Raw genomic sequence first — 26,143 nt, forward strand, 5'->3', positions numbered from 1 at the left:
GCTCAGGCCTCGGTGAGGCTCAGGCCTCCGCACCGACCTTGCGGCGCTTCATGGCGAACACGACGCCCGCACCGGCGAGGATCGCGACGCCACCGACGGTCGCGATGACCGGCAGCTGGGAGCTGGAGCCGGTCTCGGCGAGGTTGCCGGTGATCTCCGGCGTGCCGCTGCCCGGCTTCTCGTCCGTGACGGGGGCCTTGCCGCCTTCCTGCGGCTTGGTGCCGTCCGTGTTCGTTCCGGCGGCCACGATCTGGAACTTGTACGAGATCTCGCCGTAGCCGAAGCACTCGTCGTCGGCGTCACCGTAAATGGTCGCGCCGAGCGTGAAGCCGGCGCCGGCCGGGGCGCTGGACTTCACGTTGATCCGCATCGGGATGTTGACCTCGTAATCGGGCTTGAGCTCGTCGGTGTAGCCGACGTAGCCGACCGCCCAGCCCTCCTCGTCGAGGGTCACCCAGACCTTGCCGTCAGGGTCCCAGGCCTGCAGCTCGACCTGCTTGCTCTGGAACAGTTCCATGCCCTCGGCGTCGGGGGAGGCCCCGGCGAAGAAGTCGAGGTCCTCGAGGGTCGAGTCGGAGTTGTTGAGCACGTTCAGCGAGAACTTGTGCCAGCCACTGCCCGCGGCGATCTTGCCGGGCAGGCCGGTGAAGGTGACGTCGACCTTGGAGTCCTCGCACGCCGACGGGTCGGGGTCCGGGGTCTCCGACTCCTCGGGAGCGGAGGTGCTGGGGGCCGGGGCCGTCTCGGTGGCGGTCTCGGTCGGGGAGGTGCTGGGGGCCGGGGCCGTCTCGGTGGCGGTCTCGGTCGCGGACGTGCTCGGGGCCGGGGCCGTCTCCGTGGCGGTCTCGGTCGGCGCGTCGCTCGTCGGCGTGTCGGACGGCGTCTCGGTCACGGTCTCGGTGGGCGGCGGCGTCGGGGTCTCGTCCGTGGCGAACGCGACCGGCGCGGACAGCAGCGCGATCGGCGCGATGACAGCCGTCGTGGCTGCGGCGGCCAGGGCGCGGCGAAGCTTCATGAAGACCTCGAAAGTCCGGAGTGCTGCGACCTCGCAACACGCGAATGGCAGGGAGGCCTCCGCGTGTGGGGCGCGGGTGTGGCCGTTGGTTCGCAGGGTTTGATCCGTGACAGCTGTGAATGGTTGTGCCTGCACTAACGGATTTCTTATGTGGCCTACCTCACACCTGCGTTACTTCCGGAGAGGTCCCGCCGCGGGTCCGGAGCTGACGTACGCTCAGCCGGCCGACAGCCCAGCCCAGTGAGAGGAAGCGCACACCGCCGTGACCGACAAGCCGTCCGAGGGCTCGTCCATATCGGACGAGGAATGGGAGAAGTTCGTCCGGGACGCCGAGCGCGACGGGGCCTCCGCCGCCCCGAAGGAACCCTCCGCCCGCGCCCGCATGGTCACCGAACGCCTGCGCCGGCAGGAGGCCCGCGGGGAACTGCCCGCCGGATGGCGTACCGGCCCCGCCTGGCAGGAGACGAACGGCCGGTCCGCGCGCCGCCGGAAGGTGTGGAGCGTGCTCGGTGTGCTGCTCGCCGTCGCGGTGGCCGTGATCGCCCTCAAGCCGTCCGCCGCGCTGTCCTGGCTGCCCGGCGGCTCGGGCGCCGACCCGGACACGCCGTCGGCGTCACCGCTGGAGGGGGAGACGACCCGGCCCAGCGGTGCGCCTGCCGACGTGGCAGGTCAGCCCACACGCAAGCAGCCGTTCGCCGGATCCCCGGCCGAGCGCTGGGCCACCGGCGCGGACGCCATCGAGCTGCCGAAGGCCAAGGCCGTCAGCGGGGTCTCCGCCGCGCGCATCGAGAACGCGCTGCGGCTCACGAAGAAGTTCCTCGTCGCCGCCAACCTCGACCGCGACGTGCTGTACGGCGCCGAGCCTAAGGAGGCGCTGGCGCTCCTCGACCCGCTGTCGAAGAAGTACGTCGACCGTCTGCGCGCGGGCCTGCGCCGACCCACCGTCGAGAACGACCCCAAGTGGAACTTCACCCGCTTCGACCCGGACGAGATCGAGCTCGTCGGCACCGAGGTGAGGGTGCGCGGCCGAATGACGGTCGAACCCGGCGAGGGCAAGGGCGGAAGGGCGCTGATCCGGGCCGACTACACCTTCGTGTACCCGGTGGCGAAGGCAGGAGGCGGCGAGGAGGTCACGCGCACGATCGTCCGCCGCGCCGTTCAGGTGGACGTCGTCGACCCCGTCAAGTACCAGGCGACCGAGGGGCGCATCTGGCTGCTCGACCTCAGCAGCGAAATCGGCAACGACGCCTGCCGACAGGGTGACGGCTTCATCCATCCGAGGTTCCAGGCCGACCTGTACGCCAGCCCCGAGCCGTCCGGTGAGGTGGTGGATCCGTACGACCGCAGCAGGGGGCTGGACGGCGCCGGGACGGACTCGGAGTGCGGCACGCTCTCGCGTACATGAGTGGGCGGACGGCATGAGAAGGGCCCCGCAGGCAGTGGCCGCGGGGCCCTTCTTTCGTCAGCACCGACGTCAGGGCAGCGTCGGTGCCTGGGGAGCGGCGCCGGGGGGTTGCGCCGCTGGTCCTGTTGCGCAGAGCGGTCTCGGCCTCTGGCAATGAAGTTGTCTGTGCCGGGACTTACGGTCCGGATCAGGCGGTTTCTACGCATCGTGCTGGACGCGCGCGGCCACCGCAACCGCTCGACCCAGCCCTGTACGCCGTCCGTGTTTCGTACGGTCTTCCCGCACTTCCGCCGGTCGGCCCCGGGCGTCCCCGGAGCCGACCCTCTTGGGTGACCGGGCTGCTGTCCCCTGCCGTCCGGTCACTTACCTGGAGCGAGGTCCCACGGCGTACGGAGTGATCCGTACGCCTCATCGCTCCAGTGAGCCACGCGTGGTTCTTTCGGGCCCGCCCCTGGCTGGCACGGACACCGGTACCAACGAAGGGGTGCGGGAGGCGTCACGCGCCGTACGAGTGAGGAGGGCCCCGAACTCAGATGCGACCGCGACACAGTTCGAGCAGCGTCATGGCGAGGGACGTGCCCGGCTTGCCCAGTGCCTCGCTGTAGTGGCTGAGGACCTCCATCTCGCGGGAGAGGTTCACCCGCCGGCCGCCGGAGGTGATCCGCGCCTCCTGGATCACGGCCGAGACGGCCATGCGTTCCTGGATCAGCCCGATGATCCGGTCGTCCAGGGCGTCGATGCGTTCACGGGCACCGGTGATCACGTCCGCGGCCTCGGTGGTGCGGGCGCCGGTCACGTCGATGGCGGTCATTTCGGGGCTCCTCGTAGACGGGGGGGTGGTGCCCCGGAGCGACAGGACCCGGAAACGCCAGACGCCCCGGACCTTGTCGGCCCGGGGCGCCTGGGAAGTCGCTTGTCAGTTGCTCAAGCAGCACGACCATGGCAGCCGGCGGGCCGGGTGCCATAGGTAAAGAGGAAGGTCGGGTGCGTGAGCATGGGGTCAGTATGCCGGGCCGGTCGGGGACGTCCAACCCGGTTCGCATCCTGAGACGGCACGTGACCGCTCGGCCGGTCCGGCTCATCTCGGTGCCGGCCGGCCTCTTTCAGCCCGTCCGGCGCTTGAGGGCGAGGCCCTTTCGGGGCCGAGGCGGGGGCCTGGGGCGGCAGCCCCCAGCGGGCGGGACCGTCCCCACGGCCACCCCGGTAGAATCGGCAGCACAGACCCCCGCCCAGCCGCCGGAAGGCAACCCGTGTCACCAGCGACCCCCGCTGCCACCGCCGCCCCCGACACCGTCCTGGTCGTCGACTTCGGTGCGCAGTACGCCCAGCTCATCGCCCGTCGCGTCCGCGAGGCCCGGGTCTACAGCGAGATCGTGCCGAGCACCATGCCCGTCGAGGAGATGCTCGCCAAGAACCCGGCGGCGATCATCCTCTCCGGCGGCCCGTCGTCCGTGTACGAGGAGGGCGCCCCCCGCCTCGACCGCGCGATCTTCGAGGCCGGCGTCCCCGTCTTCGGTATGTGCTACGGCTTCCAGCTCATGGCGCAGAGCCTGGGCGGGACGGTCGACAACACCGGTTCGCGCGAGTACGGCCGTACCGATCTCCATGTGTCGAAGTCGTCCTCCACCCTCTTCGAGGGCACCCCGGCCGAGCAGCACGTGTGGATGTCGCACGGCGACGCCTGCTCCGCCGCCCCCGAGGGCTTCACGGTCACGGCCTCCACGGACGTCGTCCCGGTCGCCGCCTTCGAGGACGACGAGAAGAAGCTGTACGGCGTCCAGTACCACCCCGAGGTCATGCACTCCACGCACGGCCAGCAGGTGCTGGAGCACTTCCTGTACCGGGGCGCCGGCCTGAAGCCGGACTGGACCACCGGCAACGTCATCGAGGAGCAGGTCGCGGCCATCCGCGAGCAGGTCGGCGACAAGCGCGCCATCTGCGGGCTGTCCGGCGGCGTGGACTCCGCCGTCGCCGCCGCCCTCGTCCAGAAGGCCATCGGCGCCCAGCTGACCTGCGTGTACGTCGACCACGGCCTGATGCGCAAGGGCGAGACCGAGCAGGTCGAGAAGGACTTCGTGGCCGCGACCGGCGTACAGCTGAAGGTCGTGGACGCCGAGGAGCGGTTCCTCAAGGCGCTCGCCGGGGTCTCCGACCCCGAGGAGAAGCGGAAGATCATCGGCCGCGAATTCATCCGGGTCTTCGAGCAGGCGCAGGCCGAGATCATCGCGGACGAGGGTCCGGCGGTGGAGTTCCTCGTCCAGGGCACCCTGTACCCCGACGTGGTCGAGTCCGGTGGCGGCACCGGCACCGCCAACATCAAGTCCCACCACAACGTCGGCGGCCTGCCGGAGGACCTCGAGTTCAAGCTGATCGAGCCGCTCCGCAAGCTGTTCAAGGACGAGGTGCGGATGGTCGGCCAGGAGCTCGGGCTCCCGGACGAGATCGTCCAGCGCCAGCCCTTCCCGGGGCCCGGCCTGGGCATCCGGATCGTCGGCGAGGTGACGAAGGAGCGGCTCGACCTGCTCCGCGAGGCCGACGCCATCGCCCGCGAGGAGCTCACTGCGGCCGGTCTCGACCGTGAGATCTGGCAGTGCCCGGTGGTGCTGCTCGCGGACGTCCGCAGTGTGGGCGTGCAGGGTGACGGGCGGACGTACGGCCACCCGATCGTCCTGCGGCCGGTGTCGAGCGAGGACGCGATGACCGCCGACTGGTCGAGGCTGCCGTACGACGTCCTGGCGCGGATCTCGACCCGGATCACCAACGAGGTGCGGGACGTCAACCGCGTCGTCGTCGACGTGACGTCGAAGCCGCCGGGGACGATCGAGTGGGAGTGAGCCCGATGGGCTGCACGGGCCCTATGTGCGCTTGATCGTGCGCAGGGGCTCGCCGGGCTGCCAGATCTGGACGACGAGGTACTTCTCGTCCTCGACGTAGGTCCTCACGACCTCCGTCAGCTCGGTACGGAAGAGGTGGAACGGCTCCGGCGGTTCCACCTCTTCGGTGTACACGGCCTTCAGCGCCGGGTCCTCCACCTCGATCGCCCGCCCGGCGATCCGTACGTCACCGCCGCCCATGGACTGCCCCTCCCCGGGGTTCGCCTGGAGTGCGAAACGCGGGTCGCGGCGCAGGTCGAGTGCCTTGACCGAGTCCGGCATCATGCCGAGCCACAGTTCGCCGTTCAGGAAACGGACCTCCAGACCGGTGGTGCGCGGGGAGCCGTCCTTGCGGAGCGTGGCGAGGACGTGGTGGGTGAAGGCGCCGAAGCGATCCTCCGCGAGGCGGGCGAGTTCCGGTTCCGCCTCGGTGAAAGCTGCCCAGTTCGCTGTCATACGGCGAGTGTGGCGCCGATATCCGACATCCGCTGTCTGGTTTTCCGGGGGCCGGGCGACGCGATAAGGGCGGGATCTTTACAGAACATCTCTGTTCTCCTGCGCTGACCGACGGTAACTTCCGCCCCGTAAGCAACCCAGTGCTGGAGGACACATGCACGGGACGCCCCTCGGGCCCCTTCCGCCCTCGCCGCTGCCGACCGACCAGTTGCAGTTCGCGATGCCGCCGATGCACGAGTCCGTCGCGGACGAGCGCCGGCACCGCAAGGAACGGCTCGCGGGCGCGTTGCGGATCTTCGGACGGCTCGGGTTCGAGGACGGGGTCTCGGGGCACATCACCGCGCGCGATCCCGAGTACACCGACTGCTTCTGGGTGAACCCGTTCGGGATACCGTTCAAGCACGTCACCGTCAGCGACCTGGTCCTCGCCAACTCCGAGGGGCAGGTGATCGACGGCCGCTACCACGTGAACCAGGCCGCCTTCACCGTGCACTCCCAGGTCCACGCCGCCCGCCCCGACGTCGTCGCGGTCGCCCACTGCCACTCGGTGCACGGGCGCGCGCTCGCGGCGCTCGGGGAACTGCTGGACCCGATCACCCAGGAGAGCTGTGCCTTCTACGAGGACCACGCGCTCTACGACACGTACTCGGGGGTGGCCGTCGACGCCGTGGAGGGCCGCCGCATCGCCGCCGCGCTCGGCTCCCGCAAGGCGCTCGTCCTGCGCAACCACGGGCTGCTGACCGTCGGCGACTCGGTGGACGCGGCTGCCTGGTGGTTCCTGTCGATGGAACGGTCCTGTCAGGTCCAGCTGACGGCGAAGGCGGCGGGGCGTCCGGTGCTGATCGAGCATCGGCTGGCGGTGGCCACGTGGGAGCAGTTGGGTGGGGATCTGGTGGCGTGGATCAACTATCAGCCGTTGTGGCAGGACGTGAGCCGGAGCGAGCCGGATTTGCTGAGCTGAGTGGGCCCGGATTTGTTGAGCTGAGTGGGCCGGATTTGCTGAGCTGCGCGAGCCCGCTTGGGGGGTGTTTGTGGTCAAAAGCCTCGGAGGACGACCGCCTTCGTCATCGCGAACTCCTCGTCCGTGAGCACGCCGTCCCGGTGCAGTTCCCCCAGCTCCCGCAGCCTGCGCAGCAGTACGTCGTGGTGGTCGGCCGGGGGCTGACCCTGGGGCGGGACGGACGCCGTCGGCTGAGGCGGGTCGGCGTATTCGACGCCGGTGCGGGTGGACGGGTGCGGCAGGCGGGCGGTGACCGCGGTGGCGACCAGGGCGGTGAGCAGGTCGCGGCGGGTGTTGCCCCACATGTCCAGGGCGTACGGGTCCTTCTCCGGCGGCAGTTTGGAGAACGCCGTCTCGCGGGTCACGAAGCGCAGGAAGCCGTCCTCGTAGCCGGAGTTGGGCAGCCACTCGACCTGGACGAGGTCGCCGACGTCGATGATCCGCGGGCCGGTCGCCCGTTTCACCCGGTCTGAGGTGTCGGACCAGTCGATCCGCACCTGGGTGCCGTCGAAGGAGACCGTGCCGTCGGAGGAGCGGACGGAGACCGGGACCGGTGGGCCGGGGAGGAGGTAGGTCTTGGTCGGCTCCTTGGGGATCTGGTCCAGGAGCAGTGCGTGGCGGATCTCCTCGGCGACGTACTCGGCGACCCCGGCGCGGTCGACGTCCACCGCCAGCCGGTACGGATCCGCCGTGTCGGGCAGTCTGCCGCCGGTCGCGTGGAGCAGCGGGTCGGCGCCCTCGCGCAGCCGTATCCGCAGCCGTCCGCGTTTGCGTTCGGGCTCGAAGACGATGCTCGCCACGGCCTCGAGGGGTACGGAGATCTCTCCGTACGTCTGCCGGAACAGCGGCACGGAGCGGTGGAGTCCCGGCGTGATCCGGACCGTTGTGCCGTCGAAGGCCCAGGTCCCGTCGCGCTGGATGATCTCGGCCATACGGGAATTCTCGCAGCCGGGTCAACTCGGGGGGTCGGTCGTCACCCGCGCCGAGTGGGCCTGGCGGGGGTGGGGAGGGCATGGAGAGGGCGTGGGGCGGGGGTGGGGCGCGGGTGTAGGGCACAATTCGCTGTCGTTGCACGGGAGTTGTCGGTGGTGCGGGTGTCCGGCCGAAGGGTGGCCGAAATTCGTGGTGGCCGGTATCTGAGACGGGCTGCCGATTGGGGGGCCGTGAGGCTATAAGGCCATGAGGTGATTTGGTCATTCGGGTCACCGGTTCTTGGGGGCTGCTGGTCCGGCGGGCTACTGGTCATTTGGGCTGCCGGTCACTTGAGCTCTGGTTATTCGGGTCACTGGTCGTGAGGCCACTGGGTCGTGAGGTCGTGAGGTCGTGGGGAAGGCGGGCGTCGGGCGTGGCGGTGCAGGAGGCGGGGCAGGGAGGCGGCTCGGCAGCGGGCGGGCACGGGGGTGGCTGCAGCTGTGGGGACTGTCCGCACGGGGCGCGTGCGGGGCATCGACGGGCGGTCGCCGAGTTTCTGCTGAAGCGGGACGGGTTCGCGGCCGGGCAGGGGCTTCCGGCTGCCGTGGCCCATTCGGCCTCGGCCTCCCGGCAGTGGGTCTCAGAGGAGTTGACGCAGTCCGCGGAACTGGTCGCGGTACGGGGGAGGGCCGAGGGCGAGGCGTGGCTGGCGCGGCTGTGGCTTCGAACGGCGACGGGCGTCTGGGCTCTGGTCGTGGTGCTGCTGCTCGTACAGGCGTTCACGGCGATCGGCGCGGGGTGGACGTCGGCGCGTACGGCTGGGCTGCTGGCCGCGCTGGTGACGGCCGGGGCGCTCACCGCGGCGTCGTGGTTCCACCGGGCTCGGGGTGGGGCGCTGGCGCCCGTCATCGGTGAGGACAACCGGCTGTCCACGTCGCGTGCGGTCGCCGGGGCGTGGGTGCTGTTCGTTGCCTACGCCGTGCTCGTGCTGGTGGGGCGGCTTGCGGCGGCGTCCGGGCACGGGGAGCGCGATGCGTTGATCGCCGGGCTTGAGCTCGGGCGGGCTGCGGGTGTGGTGACCGTGCTCGCCGTGGTGTGTGCGATCGCGGTGCTGGTGCGGCGGGTGGTCGGGGTGCGGGTGCTCGGGCAGCGGCTGCAGAAGGTGCGGGCGGATCGGCCCCGGGCGGCGGATCTGCTGACGGATGACTCGGGGCGGGGGTCGTTCGCGGACATCCAGTACGTCGTGATCGGCGGGGTCGCGCTGCTGTTCGCGGCGGTGCGGTTGGCTCGGCGGCCGGATCAGTTGCCGGATCTGCCGTGGGGGTTGGCGGTGGTGGTGCTGATCTCGGCGGCGACGTATCTCGCCGGGAAGTACGCGGAGGGGGGTCGGCCGGTGATCCTCTCGGTGGTGCGGGCGCGGGAGGCCGGGGATCTGGACGCGCCGATCCGTACGGGGGACGACGTCGAGATCCGGGGCGCCGGGTTTGTGCCGCCCGGGGCGCACGGGGCGGACCGGTTGTCGCGGATGGTGGTACGGGTCGGGGCGGTGCATGTGCGGGTGCCGTTGGTGCCGGTGGCTGGGGGGTTCAGCAACCCGACGGATGCGGTGCTTACGGTGCCGGTGCCTGCGGATGTGGAGCCCGGGCGGGTGGAGGTGCAGGTGGTTACTGCGGCGGGGGTGGAGACCAATCGGTACGTGATTGATGTGACTGAGTGACGGTTCCCTTAGGTGGGTTGGGTGCAGGTGGGATGTGGGGTGCCTGCGGTGGCCTCCGGCGGTTGAGGGTGGGGGTGCCTGCGGCGGCCTGTGCGGGTGGGGTGGGGGTTCGCGTAGCGCCTTGCGTTTCGTTGTGGGTCGGGGCCGTGCCGGGGGGTGTCCGTCCTCGGACCGGCGGTTGGACTTAGGCCGGGAGGTGCTGCGTGTTGACGCCGGCCACTGCGGGCGGACACCCCCCGGCACGTCCCCTTCCCGCCGTGGGCGACCGCGGGCCCGTGGGGGTACGCGCCCTCGTCGCACGCCGCACGCCGTAGTGCCGGATGGGCCGCCCAGCAGCTGGCACCGGCAGGCCGCCGGCCTCCGAACCACAGCCACCCCCTAGCGTCCGCGTTCAGCCTTCGCCCAGCCTGCGGGGCGCAGTCCCCTGGCCTCCGACGAGGTCGCGGACTTTGGGGCGGCGCTGCGGGCCTCGCACATCACGCCCACCGGCGTCGCGCTGCGCGCGATGGCCGCCGATGTCGTGGCGAGCGAGATCGCCCGCCACACGCGGGGCGCCTGCCTCTGTGTCATGGCTCCTCGTTCAGCCTCCGGAGCCAGCCTGCGGGACACGGCAACCCAGTCCACCAGCCTGCGGGCAGTCGTGCCGCTGGGGCGGCACGGGTGGGCGCAGGCGGCACCCCGCAAGCGAGGGTGAGCGACTCACCCCCGCCCAGCCCTCACGCCGGGCGGCACTCTTCGACTGTGTCTGGTGTTGACGCGGGGTTTCCTCCGGACGGGGGGCGTCGGAAAATACGGGGCGGTATTGGATTGAGCGGCGCAGCCACTGCGTACGTATCGTTTTTCGAGGGGTCACGGCACGGCGGGCGAGAGGCGGCTACGGGCGATGACTCACGGTATGCACACGGACACGCACTCCCCCTACCTCGACGGCGGCCGGGACTGGCGGGACACCGCCACCCGTTACGCACTCCTCCCGCTCCGCGTCTTCCTCGGCGTCACCTTCATCTACGCCGGCCTGGACAAACTCACGGACAGCGCCTTCCTGAAGGACTCCGGTTCGGGGTCGATCGGCGACATGATGCGTGCCGTTCGTGACTCCGCGGCCATCCCCGACATGGTCGACCTGGCTCTGGAGAGCCCCGTCGGTTTCGGCTATGCCATCGCCTGCGGTGAGCTGGCCGTCGGTATCGGCACGCTCATCGGGCTGCTCGCCCGTCTGGCGGCACTCGGCGGTGCGCTCATCTCGCTGAGTCTGTGGTTGACGGTGAGCTGGGCCTCCGATCCGTACTACTACGGCAATGACCTGGCCTATCTGATGGCCTGGCTGCCCCTCGTGCTCGCGGGTGCCCCCATGTTCTCCGTGGACGCCGCACTCCGTGCGCGGCGACGGCAGCGGGCGGGGGGCTACCGGTAGCTCCGGTCGGCGGGGCTGCCGGTATTCCGGTCGGCGGGGCTGTCGGTGGTGGGTGTCGGGTGTCCGTAGATCAGTGGGGGGCCTCCGGGTGTGGGTCGGGGGGTGTTGTGGTGGTGCCGTGGGGTGAGCGGCGGCGTTTGCGTATGCCTCGGGTCAACGCCGCCACCACGCCCGCCAGGAACAGGCCGCCCACGACCAGGGGGATCACCACGAACCACGGCGTCTCCCAGGCGTCGCCCGCGTCGCCGGCGTAGATGATGCCCGTAAGGGTCAGGAAAGTGCCGGCCACCAGCCTGCCGGGCTGGAACTCATGACGTAGCACGGCTCACCTCCGCCTGTCCCACGCCGACACTGAGGTCGAGGTCCAGCGTGCCCGCCGCCTTGGTGCCGGTGGGTGGTTTCAGGGTCAGCTCCTTGTGCTTGCCCGGTGCCACGTCCACGTCCCGTTCGTCGTCGCCCGGCAACTGGATGTCTCCCACCCCTACGTCGATGCTCGCCTTCACGGTCACGTCCTTGGGGACGATCACCTTCAGCTGGCCCACGCCCACATCGGCCCTGGTGGTCACTGTCTGGCCCTCGGTGAACTCCACCTGGGTCAGGTCCAGGGTGCCGACGCCGGTGCCCAAGTCGTACTGCGGTCGGACGTCGGCCGCTGCGGCCGGTCGCCAGTCTCTTTCGATCCAGTGGGTGCTGATGTCCTTGGGCAGCGCTGCCGAGGCGGCCAGCAGGCCCGCCGTGATGATCGCCAGGAATATGGAGCCCGCTCCCGTGCGGCCCAGGAACGCGCTCACCGCTATGCCCAGGCCTATGACGAGCAGCGCGCAGGACAGGCCGGTCTGCAGGCTGGTGCCGAGGGCATGGTCCTCCCAGGTCGCGCTCGTGCCCAGGGCGCCGGCGAGCAGGGCCAGCAGGAACACCCAGCCGCCGATCCAACGGGGACCGCGCTGCTTCGGTGGACGAGGGCTTCGGACCCGTATGTCCTCGCGGCTGTTCCACCTGGTGCCGAGGCCGATGTTGACGGCCGCCGCGATGTCGCGGTCGCCGGAGTCACGGGGGCCCCACAGATACCCGGTGCCGCCCTCGTGGGTGCCGTCCTTGACGATGGGGTCGCGCCACCAGGAGGGGTAGGCGGCGGGGGCCGGCGGTGCCTGGGCCTCCGGTGGGGCGTCGGCGACGGCCTGGGCGGCGAGCGGGTCGGGGTCGGTGGCGCCGCGGTGTCGGGACCAGTAGCCGGCGCCCGCGAGGAGGAGGGAGAGGACGACGGCGAAGGTCAGCACGCCGCCGTTGGTCAGCAGTGTCAGGAACACGCCGCAGCCGACCAGCGCGAACAGCACGGCGGTCAGCGCCTGGCCGTCCACGCGGCCGGTCAGCAGCTTGCGCACCTCGTTCTGTTCCTCGTCGTCGTACGGGACGAAGAGCCAGGCGAAGCCGTAGAAGATGAGGCCGATGCCGCCGGTCGCGGAGAGCACGGCGAGGGTGATCCGGAAGATCACCGGGTCCATGTCGCACTGCCGCCCGAGCCCGGCGCAGACACCGGCCAGCATCTTGTCGCGCCGGTGGCGCCGGAACTTGTGCGGCGGGGCGAGTACGCCCGCTTCCGCGGACGCCCCTGCTTCCGCGCCCGTGTGTGCGCGCGGTTCCTCACCCGCGGCGCTCGCGGGTGACGGGCCGGACGGGGTGCCCGCGGTGGGCACGGCGTCCGGCCCGGGCACGGAGTCCGCGGCGTGCTGGTGATCTGTCATGTGTCCATGGTGACGGGCGGGTCGGCGTGGCGGGAGTCGGAATGACCCTGGTCGGACCCTGATATCCGCCCCGGGGTGGGGGCCGGGGAAGCGTTCGACGCGGCGGGCCTCGAAGATCAGGGGAGTCTCGGGGGTCGACCCTGATGCCTCGGTGGGCCGGGCGTGTGAACATCGATGGCATGCCGGAAGCCGCAGCAGCGCCACTCGTCGAACCGCGGCCGCCGCGCAAGCTCTACCGCAGCAGCGACGGACGCTGGCTCGGGGGCGTGGCGCGGGGGCTCGCCGGGCATCTCGGGCTGCCCGTCGTCTGGGTGCGGCTCGTCTTCGTCGGCCTGTTCATGGCGGACGGCCTGGGCGCACTGCTGTATGCCGCCTTCTGGTTCTTCGTGCCGCTCGGCGTCGGCGGTGTCGGCGCGCAGCGGCCGTCGCCCTTCGCCACCGAGACCGCCGCCGACGGCCGCCGCAGACTCGTCGCTCGCAAGCCGGACAAGGGGCAGATCGTCGCGCTGCTCCTCATGGTCGTCGTGGCGATGGTCTTCGTCGGCAGCGTCGACCTGGGCAATGGCGCCAAGGCCTATCTCCTGCCCGCCGTGCTCGTCGGCGCGGGCGTCGCCCTGGTCTGGCGCCAGGCGGACAATGCCCGCCGGGCCCGCTGGATGGAGGTCGGCCGGCGTCGGCGGACCCTTACTCTGCTGCGCGCCGCGGCCGGCGTCGTGCTGGTCACGGCCGGCGTCTCCGGCATCTTCGTCCTGCAGGGCTCCGCCGCCCACCTCGGCTCCGTCCTGCAGGCGGCCCTGGCGGTCCTCGTCGGCATAACGCTCCTCGCGGGCCCCTACCTGGTGCGGATGACCCAGGACCTCTCCGAGGAGCGACTGATGCGCATCCGCGCCCAGGAGCGCGCCGAGGTCGCCGCCCATGTCCACGACTCGGTGCTGCACACCCTGACCCTGATACAGCGCAACGCGGAGAACGCGAACGAGGTCCGCCGCCTCGCCCGCGCCCAGGAGCGCGACCTGCGCACCTGGCTCTACAAACCCGAGGGCACCGGCAAGGACGAGGCCGACGAACCCACCGACCTCGCCGACGCGGTCCGGCGCAACGCCGCCGAGATCGAGGACAAGCACGGCGTCCCCATAGAAGTCGTGGTCGTGGGCGACTGCCCGCTCGACGAGAAGATCGGCGCCCAGATGCAGGCCGCGCGCGAGGCGATGGTGAACGCCGCGAAGTACGGTGGCGAGGGCGGCGCCGTGCAGGTCTACGCCGAGGTGGAGGGGAAGACCGTCTTCGTGTCCGTCAGGGACCGCGGTCCGGGCTTCGACCTCGATTCGATACCCGCCGACCGCATGGGCGTTAGAGAATCGATCATCGGCCGTATGGAGCGCAACGGCGGTACGGCCCGGCTCCGGGCGGTACCGGGCGGCGGCACGGAGGTCGAGCTGGAGATGGAGAGGGCGGAGAAGACGTCATGAGCGAGCCGACCGAGGCGAACGAGCCCGTGGAGTCGACCGGCGGGAGCGCCCCCGAGCGGCACGTGCGCGTGGTCCTCGTCGACGACCACCGCATGTTCCGTACGGGAGTCCAGGCCGAGATCGGCCGGACCGAGCAGACCGGCGTCGAGGTCGTCGGCGAGGCCGCGGACGTCGACCAGGCGGTCACGGTCATCACCGCGACCCGGCCCGAGGTCGTCCTCCTCGACGTGCACCTGCCGGGTGGCGGCGGGGTCGAAGTCCTGCGTCGCTGCGCCGCGTTGATGGCGGACACCGAGCAGCCCGTCCGCTTCCTCGCGCTGTCCGTGTCGGACGCGGCGGAGGACGTCATCGGGGTGATCCGGGGCGGTGCGCGCGGGTACGTGACGAAGACGATCACCGGTTCGGATCTCGTTGACTCCGTCTTCCGGGTCCAGGACGGTGACGCGGTGTTCTCGCCGCGCCTCGCCGGGTTCGTGCTGGACGCGTTCGCGTCGACGGACGCGCCGCCGGTCGACGAGGACCTCGACCGGCTCACCCAGCGTGAGCGGGAGGTGCTGCGGCTGATCGCCCGTGGCTATGCGTACAAGGAGATCGCCAAGCAGCTCTTCATCTCCGTCAAGACGGTCGAGTCCCATGTCTCGGCGGTGCTGAGGAAGCTCCAGCTGTCCAACCGGCACGAGCTGACGCGGTGGGCGACGGCCCGACGGCTGGTCTGAGCCTCGGGCTCTGAGTCCTGAGTCCTGAGTCCTGACTCCTGAGCCCTGGCTCCTGGGCGCCGGTCCCGGCTCGCTCGTTCACGCCACCCGCGTCGCCCCCGCGAACGGCATCTCGTCGAGCGGGGCCACCCGGACCGGTGCGGACGGGTTCGGGGCGTGGATCATCTGGCCGTTGCCGATGTAGAGGCCCACGTGGCTGATGCTGGAGTAGAAGAACACCAGGTCGCCCGGGAGCAGTTCGGAGCGGGAGACGCGGCGGCCCGCGTCGATCTGGGCGTAGGTGGTGCGGGGCAGGGACAGGCCGGCCGAGCGGTAGGCGGCCTGGGTGAGGCCGGAGCAGTCGAAGGCGTCCGGGCCGGTCGCGCCCCAGACGTAGGGGCTGCCGAGCTTGGAGTGGGCGTACGAAATGGCGGCCGCCGCCCGGGAGTTGGGGGCCTGTGCGGTGGCGGAGCCGGGAGACAGGGCGTCGCGGGTGCCCGTCGAGGAGCGGGCGGCGCGGTCTGCGCTCTGCTGGAGCTGGGCGCTCTCCTGGGCGGTCAGCTGGGCGAGCAGGTCGCGGGCCGTGTCCAGCCTGCCGGTGATCGTGTTCTTGTGCCGTTGCAGTTCGGCCCGGCGGGACTTCAGTGTGGTCAGTTCGACGCGTGCGGCCCCGCGCAGCTGCTCGATCTCCCGTAGTTGCCGGCGTACTCCGGCGACGGACGTGGCCTGCCGGTTGCCGGCGCGTTCGGCGAACTCCGCTCCGTCGAGGTAGCGGTCGGGGTCGTTCGAGAGCGCGAGCTGAAGGGCCGGGTCGAGGCCGCCGTCGCGGTACTGTGCCGCGGCCATCGAACCGAGCTCCTCCCGAGCCGAGTTGAGCTTCTCCGTCCGGCGCGCGGCCTCGTCCTGCAGTGTCCTGATCCGCCGCTCGGCCGCGTCCGCCTTCTCCTTCGCGCCGTTGTACTTCTCGGTGGCGACCTCCGCCTCCTGGTACAGCTTGTCCACCTTCGCCTTGACCTGCGCCGGGGTCAGCTGCGGTTCGGCGTGCCCGGTCCCGTCGAAGCCGGTCGCGCTCGCCGCGCCCGCCAGGGCGATCGTCCATGCCGTGCGGGCCGTATTGCCGCCGACCGAGCGCTGACGGGGCTTTCGGTGCGCTGCCACGTGGACTTCACGTCCTTTCGTACGACCGCCTCGTCCTGTGACGTCCGCCAGAGTGGCGGGCGTGTGGCCGCCCCGGGAGAGCGGCGGACGTATGAGCGCCTGGGGGGAGCGGACGTACGACCGCACCGGGGCGGGTTACGCGTCCGGCGGCGGCCCACACAGGGGGAGCGGGCCGCCGCCGGACTTTCTCGGCGGTGGTGTCCGACTGCCGCCCCTGGCCCGGGCGGCGGTGGGGAGCCGGTCACCTGGTGGAGGACGCTAAACCTCGGTGTGTCGGGTCGGTAACGCGTTGTGCGGAAGTGCCGGGAGCGGACCGGGGGATGACCGTAAGTGACCGTGATCCCGGGATGGGGGCGTCTGGTTGACGCGGGGTGATGACCGATGTGGCGGTTTCGGGGTTCGCGGGGGTGGCGGAGTGCTATGGGTCGCATATATGCAAGATCGGGAGTGGGGTGGGGGAGGGGTGAGCGGGGTGAGGGGGGGCGGCGTGAGTCAGTGGGGTGGGTGGGGTGAGTGGAGTAGGGCCGCTGGGTGGGGTGCGTGGCGTGGGGCGGTGTGGGGTGGGTTTTTGGCGCTGATTAGGCTCCGGCTCCATGGACGTACTCATCCATCTCTTCGTCGGCCTGCACATCATCGGTATCGCCGCGCTGCTCGGTGGTTTCCTCACCCAGATGAAGGCGATGGGCCAGGGCACCGCCCGCTTCGTCCCCGCGATGCTGCACGGCGCGCTGACCATGCTGGTCACCGGGGTGATCCTCGTCGGGCTCAATCAGGCGGACGATCAGCCCGTCAACAACATCAAGATCGGCGTGAAGCTGGCGCTGCTGGTCGTGATTCTCGGGCTCGTGTACGTGAAGCGGGACGAGGAGACGGTGGACAAGCCTCTGTTCGGCGTGGTGGGGCTGCTGACCACGGCGAACGTGTTCATCGCCGTGTTGTGGACGTGATCTCTGCGGACCAGGCGCCGGCGTAGGTCAATACCGCGCCCGCGGTGACCGCCAGCCATGCCGCCACCGCGATCCACAGCAGGGCCTCGCCGGGGGTCCTGAGCCACGGGATGTCGACCGCGGTGGCGACGGAGAGGGTCGCCGCCGCCGTCATGCCCATCGGGAACACGGTTGCCCAGCGGCGTACGTCGTAGTGCGGCCGTGGCCAGGCGATCTCCGCGACGAGCAGGACGGCGTACCAGGCCAGGTCGAGTACCAGGAGGGCGACGGTCACGGTGCGGAGGACTCCGCTGTCGTCGTCGTTCCAGAGGTAGAGCTCGGCGCTGTCGGCGGCGATGAGCCTGGATCCGGCGAGTGCGGAGATGGCGAGGGCGCCGCCCGCCACCCAGTGGTCGCCGGCGCCGTGGGCCACTTGGCGTAGGTCGAAGCAGGTCAGGGCGATGGCGTAGAGCAGCAGGCCCAGCCAGAAGAGCGCGAGTGCCGCGTGGGCGAGCCATGCCGTGGTCTCGGTGGCGGCGAGTGTTGCGGCCAGGACGGCGAGGCCCTGCGTGGCCACGCAGCCGAGGAACACCGCGCCGGACATGCGGCGGCGCCAGTGGCGTACGACGGCGATGAGGAGGCCCGGCCAGAGCACGGCTGCCAGGGCGAGGAGCGCCTTGGCGAGGGTCTGCCAGCCCAGGGTGGTGAACCGGGTGCCCAGGACCGTCGTTGCGGCGACGGCGGTCAGTGCGGCCGGGGTGGCCGCCTCCTTCGCCCATCTCGTGCGGTCCCATACGAGGCGTGCGACGAAGTCGGCGGCGAGCGCGAGCCAGGCTGCGCAGGCCAGGGCGAGGGCGATGCGGGACAGGGTCTCGTAGTCCGTCTGGTGCAGGGCCACCGAGAGGATGCCGGTGGCCATGACTGCGGCGCCGGCTGCGGGGGGACGTTGCGACCACCAGGTGTGGAGGGGGGATGTGGGGGTGGCGGCGGGCATGGGGCCGATGCTAGGGAGCGGGGTGTTGGTTGCTGGTGGGGCACGCGCGTGGGTGGGGTGAAATACGCCCGTTGATCGCCGGTGGGGTGAGCGTCCATGCCTGCGGCGGCCAGTGCGGCCTCGGTGGGGGTGCGCGTAGCGCCTGCGGGTCGGTTGTGGGTCGGGGACGTGCCGGGGGGGTGTCCGTCCTCGGACCGGCGGCTGGACTTAGGCCGGGAGGTGCTGCGTGTTGACGCCGGCCACTGCGGGCGGACACCCCCCGGCACGTCCCCTTGCCGCCGTACGCGGGTGCTACGCCGTGGGGGTGCTCCCTAGCGGAGGCCTTGTGTACGTGGCGGAACGACGCCGCGCGCGTGCGCAGTCCATGCTCCACGCGCGCGTGTGTGTGTCTGCGTCAGGCCGGGCGGACCACGCTGTGGATCGACGACTCCCCGTCGTAGTAGATCGACTCCTCGCGGACGTACGCGCCGGGCTTCGGGGCGTGGATCATCATGCCGTTGCCGATGTAGATGCCCACGTGGGTGACGTCGTCGTAGAAGAAGATCAGGTCGCCGGGCCGGGCGTTGGCGAGGGAGACCGTGGTGCCGGCGTTGACCTGGTCGTAGGTGACGCGGGGGATGTCCACGCCGGCGGCCTTCCAGGCGGCCTGGGTGAGGCCGGAGCAGTCGTAGGAGTCGGGGCCGGTGGCGCCCCAGACGTACGGCTTGCCTATCTGGGAGCGGGCGAAGGCCAGGGCCTTCTCGGCCTTCGTGGCGTACGAGGAGTCCGACGCGGAGGAGTCCGAGGATTCCGAGGAGCCCGAGTCGGACGCCGACTCGCTGCTCTCCTGCTGCTGGGCGGCCTCCTGGCGCTGGCGCTCGGCCTCGGCCTCCGCCTGCTGGCGGGCCAGCTCCGCGGCCTTGCGGGCGGCCTCCTCCTGCTTGCGCTTCTCGATCGCGGCCAGGCGGGCCTTCTCCTCCGCCGTCAGCTTGGAGAGGAGTTCGCGTGCGTCGGAGAGCTTCGTCTGGACCGTGGACTTGGCGGTCTGCAGGTCGTTCTGCGACTCGGTGAGCGTCTCGAGGCTCTGGGTGGCCTCCTGACGCTTCTTCATCGTCGCGGACTGCTGCGTGAAGTAGTCGTCGACCGCCTCCTTCTGGCGGCCCGTCATGCGATCCATCAGCTGGGTCTGGTCGAAGTAGTCCTGCGGGGTGTCCGCCAGGAGGAAGGTCGCCGTGTCGGGGGCGGCGGCTCCGGTGCGGTACTGGGCGGCCGCGAAGGTGCCCAGTTCCTCGCGCGCCTCGTTGAGTTCCTGGGTTCGCTTGGCGACGTCGTCGAGGAGGGTGTCGACGCGCTTGCGCTGCTTCGCGGTCTTCTCCTTGGCCGCGTTGTAGTTCTCGGTCGCCGACTCCGCCTGGCGGTAGAGGTCGTCGACCTTCTTCTCGACCTCTTCGAGGCTCGGCCTGTCGTCCGAAGAGGGGCTCGCGTTGGCCGTCTGGGACAGCAGGGCCACGGAGGTGAGGGCCGCCGTGGCGAGGGCGGGGGTCCGTATGCCTGCTACGCGCGTACCAGCGGGACGCGACTTGCGGTGCGACGCCAAGGGAGGCGACTCCTTCCGTGCTCCGCCTACCGAGTTAGCTGTCGGGTTCGGGCGGGTGGTCCGGAAGGGTTGCCCTACGGCCGTTCCCGGGAGGGAAGTCGGGCCGATTCACCCCAAGTTCGGTGGGTCCCCGGCTCCGGCTGCGCGGCGGCGCAACGGACTCGGCGGAGGCCGCGCGGCCCGGCGACGTTCGCCGGTGGGGGTCGTACGGCCTGCCCGGCACGGTAGCCAACTCGTGTGGCCCCTGTGAAGGTTGATGTTCGATATGCCCGATACATTTTCGTGACCTTGGCGCGGTTCGCCGCGGGCGGCGGTTGGTTGGGGATCGTCTGGGGCGGGATGGCCGTATTTGCGTTGTGAGGCGTGTCTCTTTGTTCTTCGGTCGCGGATCGTGACGGGGTGGTCGTGGAGGGTGAGAGCGGGCCCTGGGTGGGCCCCGGTCGAAGATCATCGGGTTTTGGAACGGGAGATGTTCTCGGGGTGGCGGCGGGCTGTCAGTGGGGCGCCCTAGACTCGGAGAGCGATGAGCAGCCTCTTTGACGACAGCTTCCTGGCGGACCTCCAGGCCCCACGGGCCCACGAGGAAGAACCCCCGCCGCCGCCCGAGGACGATCACGCTCCGGAATCGGTTCCGGACGATCTGTTCGGCGGGAAGTTCGACGTGCCTCCGGACCGGGACGCGTACTACCGCGACGGCGCCCCGCGCCCGGCCATCGACGCGGCCGCGCTGCTGGAGGGGCTGAACGAGAACCAGCGGGCGGCCGTCGTCCACTCGGACACTCCGCTGCTCATCGTGGCCGGTGCCGGCTCCGGCAAGACGCGGGTGCTCACCCACCGCATCGCCCACCTGCTGGCCGAGCGGAACGTGCATCCGGGGCAGATCCTCGCGATCACCTTCACCAACAAGGCCGCGGGCGAGATGAAGGAGCGGGTCGAACAGCTCGTCGGCCCGCGCGCGAACGCGATGTGGGTGATGACCTTCCACAGCGCGTGCGTGCGCATCCTGCGGAGGGAGAGCAAGAGGCTCGGGTTCACCTCGTCCTTCTCGATCTACGACGCCGCCGACAGCAAGCGGCTGATGGCGCTCGTCTGCCGGGATCTCGATCTCGACCCCAAGCGGTTCCCGCCCAAGTCCTTCAGCGCCAAGATCAGCAACCTGAAGAACGAGCTGATCGACGAGGAGGACTTCGCCGCCCAGGCCTCGGACGGCTTCGAGAAGACCCTCGCCCAGGCGTACGTCCTGTACCAGTCGCGGTTGCGGGAGGCCAACGCCCTCGACTTCGACGACCTGATCATGACGACGGTCAATCTGCTGCGCGCCTTCCCGGACGTCGCCGAGCACTACCGCCGCCGCTTCCGGCACGTCCTCGTCGACGAGTACCAGGACACCAACCACGCCCAGTACGCGCTCGTGCGCGAACTCGTCGGCACCCGCGAGCACCCCGTCGACGTGCCGCCCAGCGAGGACGACATCCCGCCCGCCGAGCTGTGTGTCGTGGGTGACGCCGACCAGTCGATCTACGCCTTCCGGGGCGCCACCATCCGCAACATCCTCCAGTTCGAGGAGGACTACCCGGACGCGACGACGATCCTGCTGGAGCAGAACTACCGCTCCACCCAGACGATCCTCACCGCCGCCAACGCCGTCATCGAGCGCAACGAGTCCCGCCGGCCCAAGAACCTGTGGACCAACGCGGGCGCGGGCGCGCGCATCACCGGCTACGTCGCGGACACCGAGCACGACGAGGCGCAGTTCGTCGCCGACGAGATAGACCGACTGACGGACGCGGGGGACGCGAAGGCCGGCGACGTCGCCGTCTTCTACCGGACGAACGCCCAGTCCCGTGTCTTCGAAGAGGTCTTCATCCGCGTCGGCCTGCCCTACAAGGTCGTCGGCGGGGTTCGGTTCTACGAGCGCAAGGAGGTCCGGGACGTCCTGGCCTACCTGCGGGTGCTCGCCAACCCGGAGGACACGGTGCCGCTGCGCCGGATCCTCAACGTCCCCAAGCGGGGCATCGGCGACCGTGCCGAGGCGATGATCGACGCCCTGTCCCAGCGCGAGAAGATCAGCTTCCCGCAGGCGCTCAAGCGCGTCGACGAGGCGTACGGCATGGCCGCGCGGTCGACCAACGCCGTCAAGCGGTTCAACACGCTGATGGAGGAGCTCCGTACGATCGTCGAGTCCGGCGCGGGACCGGCGACCGTCCTGGAGGCCGTGCTCGAACGCACCGGCTACCTCGCCGAGCTGCAGGCCTCCACCGACCCGCAGGACGAGACCCGCATCGAGAACCTCCAGGAACTCGCGGCCGTGGCCCTGGAGTTCGAGCAGGAGTCCGGCGAGGGCGAGGCCTCCGGCGGGCTCGCCGACTTCCTGGAGCGGGTCGCCCTGGTCGCCGACTCCGACCAGATCCCCGACGAGGACGAGGACGGCTCCGGCGTCATCACCCTGATGACCCTGCACACCGCCAAGGGCCTGGAGTTCCCGGTCGTCTTCCTCACCGGCATGGAGGACGGCGTCTTCCCGCACATGCGCTCCCTCGGCCAGACCAAGGAACTGGAGGAGGAGCGGCGCCTGGCGTACGTCGGTATCACGCGCGCGCGTGAACGGCTGTATCTGACGCGCTCGTCGATGCGCAGCGCATGGGGGCAGCCGTCGTACAACCCGCCCTCCCGATTCCTGGAGGAGATCCCGGCGGCGCACGTGGACTGGAAGCGGACGGGGGCGACCGCGCCGGTGTCCTCCGGGCCCGCGGCCGGTGTGGCGGCCTCGCTGTCGTCGTCCCGCTCGCGTTCGTCGGCGTCGGGCGCGTCCGGGTTCGCGACGCGGCGGACTGCGGAGAAGCCGGTCGTCGCGCTGGCCGTCGGGGACCGGGTCACGCACGACCAGTTCGGGCTCGGCACCGTGATGGCGGTCAAGGGCACGGGCGCGAACGCCGAGGCGACGATCGACTTCGGGGAGGCCAAGCCGAAGCGGCTGCTGCTGCGGTATGCGCCGGTGGAGAAGCTGTAGCACCCGCATGTGCGCGCCCCCGCTGAAGGGCGGGGGCCCACAGGGAAGTTACTTGCGTCGAACTACGACGGGTCCAGGCCGTGGCTGCGCAGCCAGGCCAGAGGGTCGATCGCCGAGCCGCCGCCCGGCCGGACCTCGAAGTGCAGGTGCGGGCCGGTCGAGTTGCCGGAGTTGCCCGAGTACGCGATCGGGTCGCCGGCCTTGACCTCGGTGCCGGAGGCGACGCGGTAGCTGGAGAGGTGGCAGTACCACGTCTCCGTGCCGTCCTTCGCGGTCACGATCATCATGTTGCCGTAGGCGCTGTTCCACTGCGTGCGGACGGTGCCGTCCGTCGCGGCCATCACCGTCGTGCCGTACGAGACGGGGAAGTCGATGCCGGTGTGCACGGACATCCAGTTGATGCCGGACTGGCCGAAGTAGGCGCTGAGGCCGTGCTGCGCGACCGGAATCGCGAACTTCGGGCGCAGCCGCTCCTTGCGCGCCGCTTCTTCGGCAGCCTTCTTCTTCTCGGCCGCCTGCTGGGCCTTGAGGTCGATGCGCTCCTGCGTACGGCTGGCCCGGTCGGCGAAGTCGTCGGCGCCGGCGGAGAGGCTCTCGAGCTGGGTGTCCAGCTTGTTGTTCGCGGTGGACGGCTTGACGGGGGTCGCGTCGGACGCGGTCGTCGACGTGTCCTTGTCGCCGGTCAGGCTGCCGACGGAGGCGGCGGCGATCCCCGCGACACCCATCACGCACGCCGAGGGCACGGCGACGGTCAGCAGCGCGGAGCGCTTGGGGGGCGTACGGCGGCGGGAGCGGGAGCCGCTGCGGGAGGCGGCGCGCGGGGAGGGGACCGGGGCGGCCTCCTCCTGGTCGTCCAGGAGCGGGGCGCCGTCGGGGAGTTCACCGGAGGCGGCCGGCTCGGCGTCGTGCTGGGCGGGACTGTCGTAGCCGGTCGGGTCGTCGTACGCCGCCGGGTCGTCGTACGCCGTGGGGACGCCGTGCTCGATCTGCTCGAAGTGGGCGGTCGCCTGCTGATCGAAGGATTCTGCTGACTGCTCGTACTCGTCGGCCGCCTGCGTGACGCCGCCGTCGGAGTTCCACTGGGTGGCGTCGTACGTGCCGGTCTCGAAGGTCTGCGTGCCCCATTCCCACTGCTGGGTCTGGTTGGCCGGGGCGCCGGACTGGTCGGGCTGGAGCCAGGCGCTCGAGTCCCACTGGCCGGAGGCGTCGTGGCCGGTGGCCTGGTGCGGGACGAAGGGGAGCTGCTGGTGGCCGGTCGTCCAGGCGGTGGTGTCGTACGCGCCGGAGTCGTAGGCGGCGTGGTGCTGGGCCGCGTAGGCGTCGTAGTTCAGAGTGTGCTGGCTGCCCGTGGACCACTGTGTGGCGTCGTACGCGCCCGTGCTCTCGCCGGGGAGGCTGCCGAACAGGGGGTCCGCGTCGAAGGTCGCGGTGGTGTGGCCGGTGGCGTCGAATCCGGTGGCGTCGTACGCACCGTACGTGGTGGAGTCACCGTAGTGGGCTTCCTGGGAGCCGTACGACGCGTAGTGCGCCGAGGCGGCATCGGAAGCCGAAGCCGGGGAGGTCATGGTCCCCGACGGGTGACGATCGTTCACCAACTTCTCTCTCGCCTCGACAACAGGGGCTGCCAGAGCAGTGCGGTGACTGTACCCGGCGGTATGCGGGCACGACAATCTTCGTCAGGTTTCGCGCGCGCAGGAAACGGGCATTCGGCCGTGTTTTGGCGGACTGTGGGCGCGAGTTTGGCTTTGTGTTCGAAGTTTGTTCGATGCCTCTCTGCTGTCCCGAGGCTGTGCGGCGCGTTTGAAGAGGGCCCGTTACGCCACCGTCAGGCCGCCGGACCGGGTGGCGGCCTCGGCTCCTGTCCCTGCCGAGTCGAGCGCCTGCCGTATTCCGGTCGCCACGGCCGGGTGCACCGGCAGCGCGAGGTGTCCGATGCCGCTCACGCGGACGTTCTGCGCCATCAGGTCCGGGTGGTCGATGCAGGCCGTCTCCAGCGGGTCCATCAGGTGGTCGAGGTCGCTCCAGAAGCTCACGAAGTGCGTACGGCAGCCGGGCGCGGGGCGGGCCAGCTCCTCGAGGACCGGTGAGCCGGGGCGCATCTGACGCACGATGGGGTGCGCGTTGGCCAGCGGGACGACGCTGGTGCCGGAGTGCGGTGTGCCCAGCGTGACGAGCGTACGGACCCTGAGATCACCGCCCAGGCACTGCACGTAGTAACGCGCTATGAGCCCGCCGAGGCTGTGCCCGACGACGTCGACCTGCCGGCTGCCGGTGCGCTCGCAGATCTCCTCTATGTGCCGGCCGAGCAACTCTGCGGCGGTGCGGATGTCGCAGGTCAGCGGGGAGTAGTTGAGCGACTCGACCTGGTGCCTGCCGTGCTGGGCGAGGTTGCGGCGCAGCAGGACGAAGACCGAGCGGTTGTCTATGAAGCCGTGCAGCAGGACGACCGGGGGGTTGGTCTCCGTCGGCAACTGGGCGGTGCCCCGGGAGTCCGGGGAGCCGGGTGCGGGGAGCGCGGGGGTGGTCCGGCGCTCCTGGGTGATGCCGGATGGATACAGGAGCAGGTGTCCGGCGAGGATCGCGATCTCCAGGGCGGTCGCCTTCAGCAGGGCCAGGGAGAGGCCGGCCAGCCTGCTCGGGAGTAGGCGCCGACAGAGCGGAAGGAAGGGGAGTGCTGCTCCGGTGACCTTCATGGCCGACCTCCTTGCGGCACGCAGGAGGACGGCTCCGGCCCCCGTGTGCCCTCGTGGGAGGTCGCGGCGGAGGTCACCGGCGAGGCGTGCGGAGGACGCATGGGGTAAGCGAGGCGCGTGACGTGAGTCGGCCTGGTCGGCCATGGTGCGCCGGTGACCTGACGAGGATCCCTGCCGGTGTGGCGACGAGGCTCCCCGCTGTCGTGCCTTACCTGCCCTACGTGCCCTTCGTGCCACCGTCGACGCGCCGCACCATCACGTCGCGCGGCCCTGCGGCGCGGTGGTGCGGCGACCTCGTTGCGGCTCCCGTTGCGCGTGGTCCCGCTGCGACGCCTGGGCCGCGTTCTGCTGCGGCCCGTGTGCCGCAGTGATGTGGAACGGTGCGCGGCGAACGTGTCCCTCCGTGTGATTTCCCCCTCGGTCTGTGCCGCGAAACTGCCGGTTGCGGGATGCTGGCGATAACGTTCGTTCACTTCTCCGGGCGGTGTGGCCCGGGCGTCCGTGCCGAGGTGGCGCGTCCGGCGCGGTGAGCGGCGGAAAAGTGCGATACCCGCACCATGTATGACATGTGCGCCCTGTGCGGCATAACTCATATGTGAGCGGTAGTCGTCGGTACGGATGGATGTAGTCGCTTCATGGAGGCAGTGATGGGTGTGGCAGCCGGTCCGATCCGCGTGGTGGTGGCCAAGCCGGGGCTCGACGGCCACGATCGGGGAGCCAAGGTGATCGCGCGGGCGCTGCGCGACGCCGGCATGGAGGTCATCTACACCGGGCTCCACCAGACACCCGAGCAGATCGTCGACACCGCGATCCAGGAGGACGCCGACGCGATCGGCCTCTCCATCCTCTCCGGCGCCCACAACACCCTCTTCGCCGCGGTGATCGAGCTCCTCAAGGAGCGGGACGCGGAGGACATCCTCGTCTTCGGTGGCGGGATCATCCCCGAGGCGGACATTGCCCCGCTGAAGGAGAAGGGTGTCGCGGAGATCTTCACGCCCGGGGCGACGACGCAGGCGATCGTGGACTGGGTGCGGGCGAACGTGCGTCAGCCGGCGGGGGCGTAGGTCGTTGTGCGGTGCGGGTGAGTG

The 26,143-nt window shown here is 70.6% G+C and carries 22 protein-coding genes and 1 riboswitch; of the genes, 10 read left to right on the forward strand and 12 right to left on the reverse strand.

The annotated features are described in order from the left end of the window. Positions 1-19 precede the first annotated feature (19 nt). On the reverse strand, positions 20-1,015 hold the full coding sequence (locus ABD932_RS24585; protein WP_345015677.1) for an LAETG motif-containing sortase-dependent surface protein: 996 nt from the start codon (positions 1,013-1,015) through the stop codon (positions 20-22). Positions 1,016-1,277: 262 nt separating this feature from the next. On the opposite strand from ABD932_RS24585, the gene ABD932_RS24590 reads away from it, so the two are divergent. After that, the gene (locus ABD932_RS24590) at positions 1,278-2,420 is read left to right on the forward strand and encodes a hypothetical protein (protein ID WP_345015678.1); all 1,143 of its coding nucleotides are present in this window, start codon (positions 1,278-1,280) and stop codon (positions 2,418-2,420) included. A 529-nt stretch (positions 2,421-2,949) separates the two neighbouring features. Here the strand turns inward: ABD932_RS24590 and ABD932_RS24595 are convergent. Next, positions 2,950-3,276, reverse strand: coding sequence for a chorismate mutase (locus tag ABD932_RS24595; RefSeq protein ID WP_345016377.1), 327 nt, complete (start codon positions 3,274-3,276; stop codon positions 2,950-2,952). Positions 3,277-3,670: 394 nt separating this feature from the next. Here ABD932_RS24595 and guaA point away from each other — a divergent pair, with 394 nt between their 5' ends. Next, the gene (gene guaA, locus ABD932_RS24600) at positions 3,671-5,254 is read left to right on the forward strand and encodes a glutamine-hydrolyzing GMP synthase (RefSeq protein ID WP_345015679.1); all 1,584 of its coding nucleotides are present in this window, start codon (positions 3,671-3,673) and stop codon (positions 5,252-5,254) included. A 21-nt stretch (positions 5,255-5,275) separates the two neighbouring features. On the opposite strand, the gene ABD932_RS24605 is transcribed toward guaA, so the two are convergent. Further along, on the reverse strand, positions 5,276-5,749 hold the full coding sequence (locus tag ABD932_RS24605) for a pyridoxamine 5'-phosphate oxidase family protein (RefSeq protein ID WP_345015680.1): 474 nt from the start codon (positions 5,747-5,749) through the stop codon (positions 5,276-5,278). Positions 5,750-5,903: 154 nt separating this feature from the next. On the opposite strand from ABD932_RS24605, the gene ABD932_RS24610 reads away from it, so the two are divergent. Next, positions 5,904-6,710, forward strand: a complete 807-nt coding sequence (locus tag ABD932_RS24610) for a class II aldolase/adducin family protein (protein WP_345015681.1) — start codon at positions 5,904-5,906, stop codon at positions 6,708-6,710. A gap of 74 nt (positions 6,711-6,784) precedes the next feature. On the opposite strand, the gene ABD932_RS24615 is transcribed toward ABD932_RS24610, so the two are convergent. Further along, positions 6,785-7,681, reverse strand: a complete 897-nt coding sequence (locus tag ABD932_RS24615) for a DUF4429 domain-containing protein (RefSeq protein WP_345015682.1) — start codon at positions 7,679-7,681, stop codon at positions 6,785-6,787. Between the two features lie 413 nt (positions 7,682-8,094). Between ABD932_RS24615 and ABD932_RS24620 the strand changes: the two genes are divergently transcribed. After that, positions 8,095-9,378, forward strand: a complete 1,284-nt coding sequence (locus ABD932_RS24620; protein ID WP_345015683.1) for a hypothetical protein — start codon at positions 8,095-8,097, stop codon at positions 9,376-9,378. A 378-nt stretch (positions 9,379-9,756) separates the two neighbouring features. Here the strand turns inward: ABD932_RS24620 and ABD932_RS24625 are convergent, their stop codons facing one another. Next, entirely contained in the window at positions 9,757-9,948 is a 192-nt protein-coding gene (locus ABD932_RS24625) for a hypothetical protein (RefSeq protein WP_345015684.1), read from the reverse strand. Between the two features lie 313 nt (positions 9,949-10,261). On the opposite strand from ABD932_RS24625, the gene ABD932_RS24630 reads away from it, so the two are divergent. Then, on the forward strand, positions 10,262-10,792 hold the full coding sequence (locus ABD932_RS24630) for a DoxX family protein (protein ID WP_345015685.1): 531 nt from the start codon (positions 10,262-10,264) through the stop codon (positions 10,790-10,792). A gap of 70 nt (positions 10,793-10,862) precedes the next feature. Here ABD932_RS24630 and ABD932_RS24635 read toward each other — a convergent pair whose 3' ends face one another. Together ABD932_RS24635 and ABD932_RS24640 are read right to left on the reverse strand one after the other, a co-directional pair. Then, complete coding sequence (locus tag ABD932_RS24635) at positions 10,863-11,114, reverse strand: hypothetical protein (RefSeq protein WP_345015686.1); 252 nt, start codon at positions 11,112-11,114, stop codon at positions 10,863-10,865. Further along, positions 11,101-12,534 (reverse strand): PspC domain-containing protein, encoded by a 1,434-nt coding sequence (locus ABD932_RS24640; RefSeq protein WP_345015687.1) that lies wholly within the window; start codon positions 12,532-12,534, stop codon positions 11,101-11,103. The genes ABD932_RS24635 and ABD932_RS24640 overlap by 14 nt, the downstream gene beginning before the upstream one ends. Positions 12,535-12,677: 143 nt before the next feature. Here ABD932_RS24640 and ABD932_RS24645 point away from each other — a divergent pair, with 143 nt between their 5' ends. Then, positions 12,678-14,003, forward strand: a complete 1,326-nt coding sequence (locus ABD932_RS24645) for an ATP-binding protein (protein ID WP_250084712.1) — start codon at positions 12,678-12,680, stop codon at positions 14,001-14,003. Continuing rightward, entirely contained in the window at positions 14,000-14,719 is a 720-nt protein-coding gene (locus ABD932_RS24650) for a LuxR C-terminal-related transcriptional regulator (protein ID WP_345015688.1), read from the forward strand. The genes ABD932_RS24645 and ABD932_RS24650 overlap by 4 nt, the downstream gene beginning before the upstream one ends. A gap of 78 nt (positions 14,720-14,797) precedes the next feature. Here ABD932_RS24650 and ABD932_RS24655 read toward each other — a convergent pair whose 3' ends face one another. Further along, positions 14,798-15,856, reverse strand: a complete 1,059-nt coding sequence (locus ABD932_RS24655) for a C40 family peptidase (protein WP_345015689.1) — start codon at positions 15,854-15,856, stop codon at positions 14,798-14,800. Between the two features lie 593 nt (positions 15,857-16,449). Here ABD932_RS24655 and ABD932_RS24660 point away from each other — a divergent pair. Beyond that, the gene (locus tag ABD932_RS24660; protein ID WP_345015691.1) at positions 16,450-16,803 is read left to right on the forward strand and encodes a hypothetical protein; all 354 of its coding nucleotides are present in this window, start codon (positions 16,450-16,452) and stop codon (positions 16,801-16,803) included. Here the strand turns inward: ABD932_RS24660 and ABD932_RS24665 are convergent. Next, positions 16,781-17,776 carry a tellurite resistance/C4-dicarboxylate transporter family protein gene (locus ABD932_RS24665; protein ID WP_345015692.1) on the reverse strand — a complete coding sequence of 332 codons (996 nt, stop codon included), beginning with the start codon at positions 17,774-17,776 and terminating at the stop codon, positions 16,781-16,783. The genes ABD932_RS24660 and ABD932_RS24665 overlap by 23 nt on opposite strands. Before the next feature lie 394 nt (positions 17,777-18,170). Next, a complete protein-coding gene (locus ABD932_RS24670; RefSeq protein WP_345015693.1) occupies positions 18,171-19,352 on the reverse strand; it encodes a C40 family peptidase in 1,182 nt (393 codons plus the stop codon). A gap of 8 nt (positions 19,353-19,360) precedes the next feature. Continuing rightward, positions 19,361-19,515: riboswitch (cyclic di-AMP (ydaO/yuaA leader) on the reverse strand. Positions 19,516-19,875: 360 nt separating this feature from the next. On the opposite strand from ABD932_RS24670, the gene pcrA reads away from it, so the two are divergent. Further along, positions 19,876-22,362 (forward strand): DNA helicase PcrA, encoded by a 2,487-nt coding sequence (gene pcrA, locus ABD932_RS24675; RefSeq protein WP_345015694.1) that lies wholly within the window; start codon positions 19,876-19,878, stop codon positions 22,360-22,362. 62 nt (positions 22,363-22,424) lie between these two features. On the opposite strand, the gene ABD932_RS24680 is transcribed toward pcrA, so the two are convergent. Together ABD932_RS24680 and ABD932_RS24685 are read right to left on the reverse strand one after the other, a co-directional pair. Then, positions 22,425-23,927 carry a M23 family metallopeptidase gene (locus ABD932_RS24680; RefSeq protein WP_345016379.1) on the reverse strand — a complete coding sequence of 501 codons (1,503 nt, stop codon included), beginning with the start codon at positions 23,925-23,927 and terminating at the stop codon, positions 22,425-22,427. A 249-nt stretch (positions 23,928-24,176) separates the two neighbouring features. Then, a complete protein-coding gene (locus ABD932_RS24685; RefSeq protein ID WP_345015695.1) occupies positions 24,177-25,055 on the reverse strand; it encodes an esterase/lipase family protein in 879 nt (292 codons plus the stop codon). 647 nt (positions 25,056-25,702) lie between these two features. Here ABD932_RS24685 and icmB point away from each other — a divergent pair. Beyond that, a complete protein-coding gene (gene icmB / locus ABD932_RS24690) occupies positions 25,703-26,119 on the forward strand; it encodes a coenzyme B12-dependent isobutyryl CoA mutase small subunit (protein ID WP_345015696.1) in 417 nt (138 codons plus the stop codon). The last annotated feature ends 24 nt before the right edge of the window (positions 26,120-26,143 follow it).

The organism is Streptomyces shaanxiensis (assembly GCF_039537145.1).
GTDB classification, from domain to species: domain Bacteria; phylum Actinomycetota; class Actinomycetes; order Streptomycetales; family Streptomycetaceae; genus Streptomyces; species Streptomyces shaanxiensis.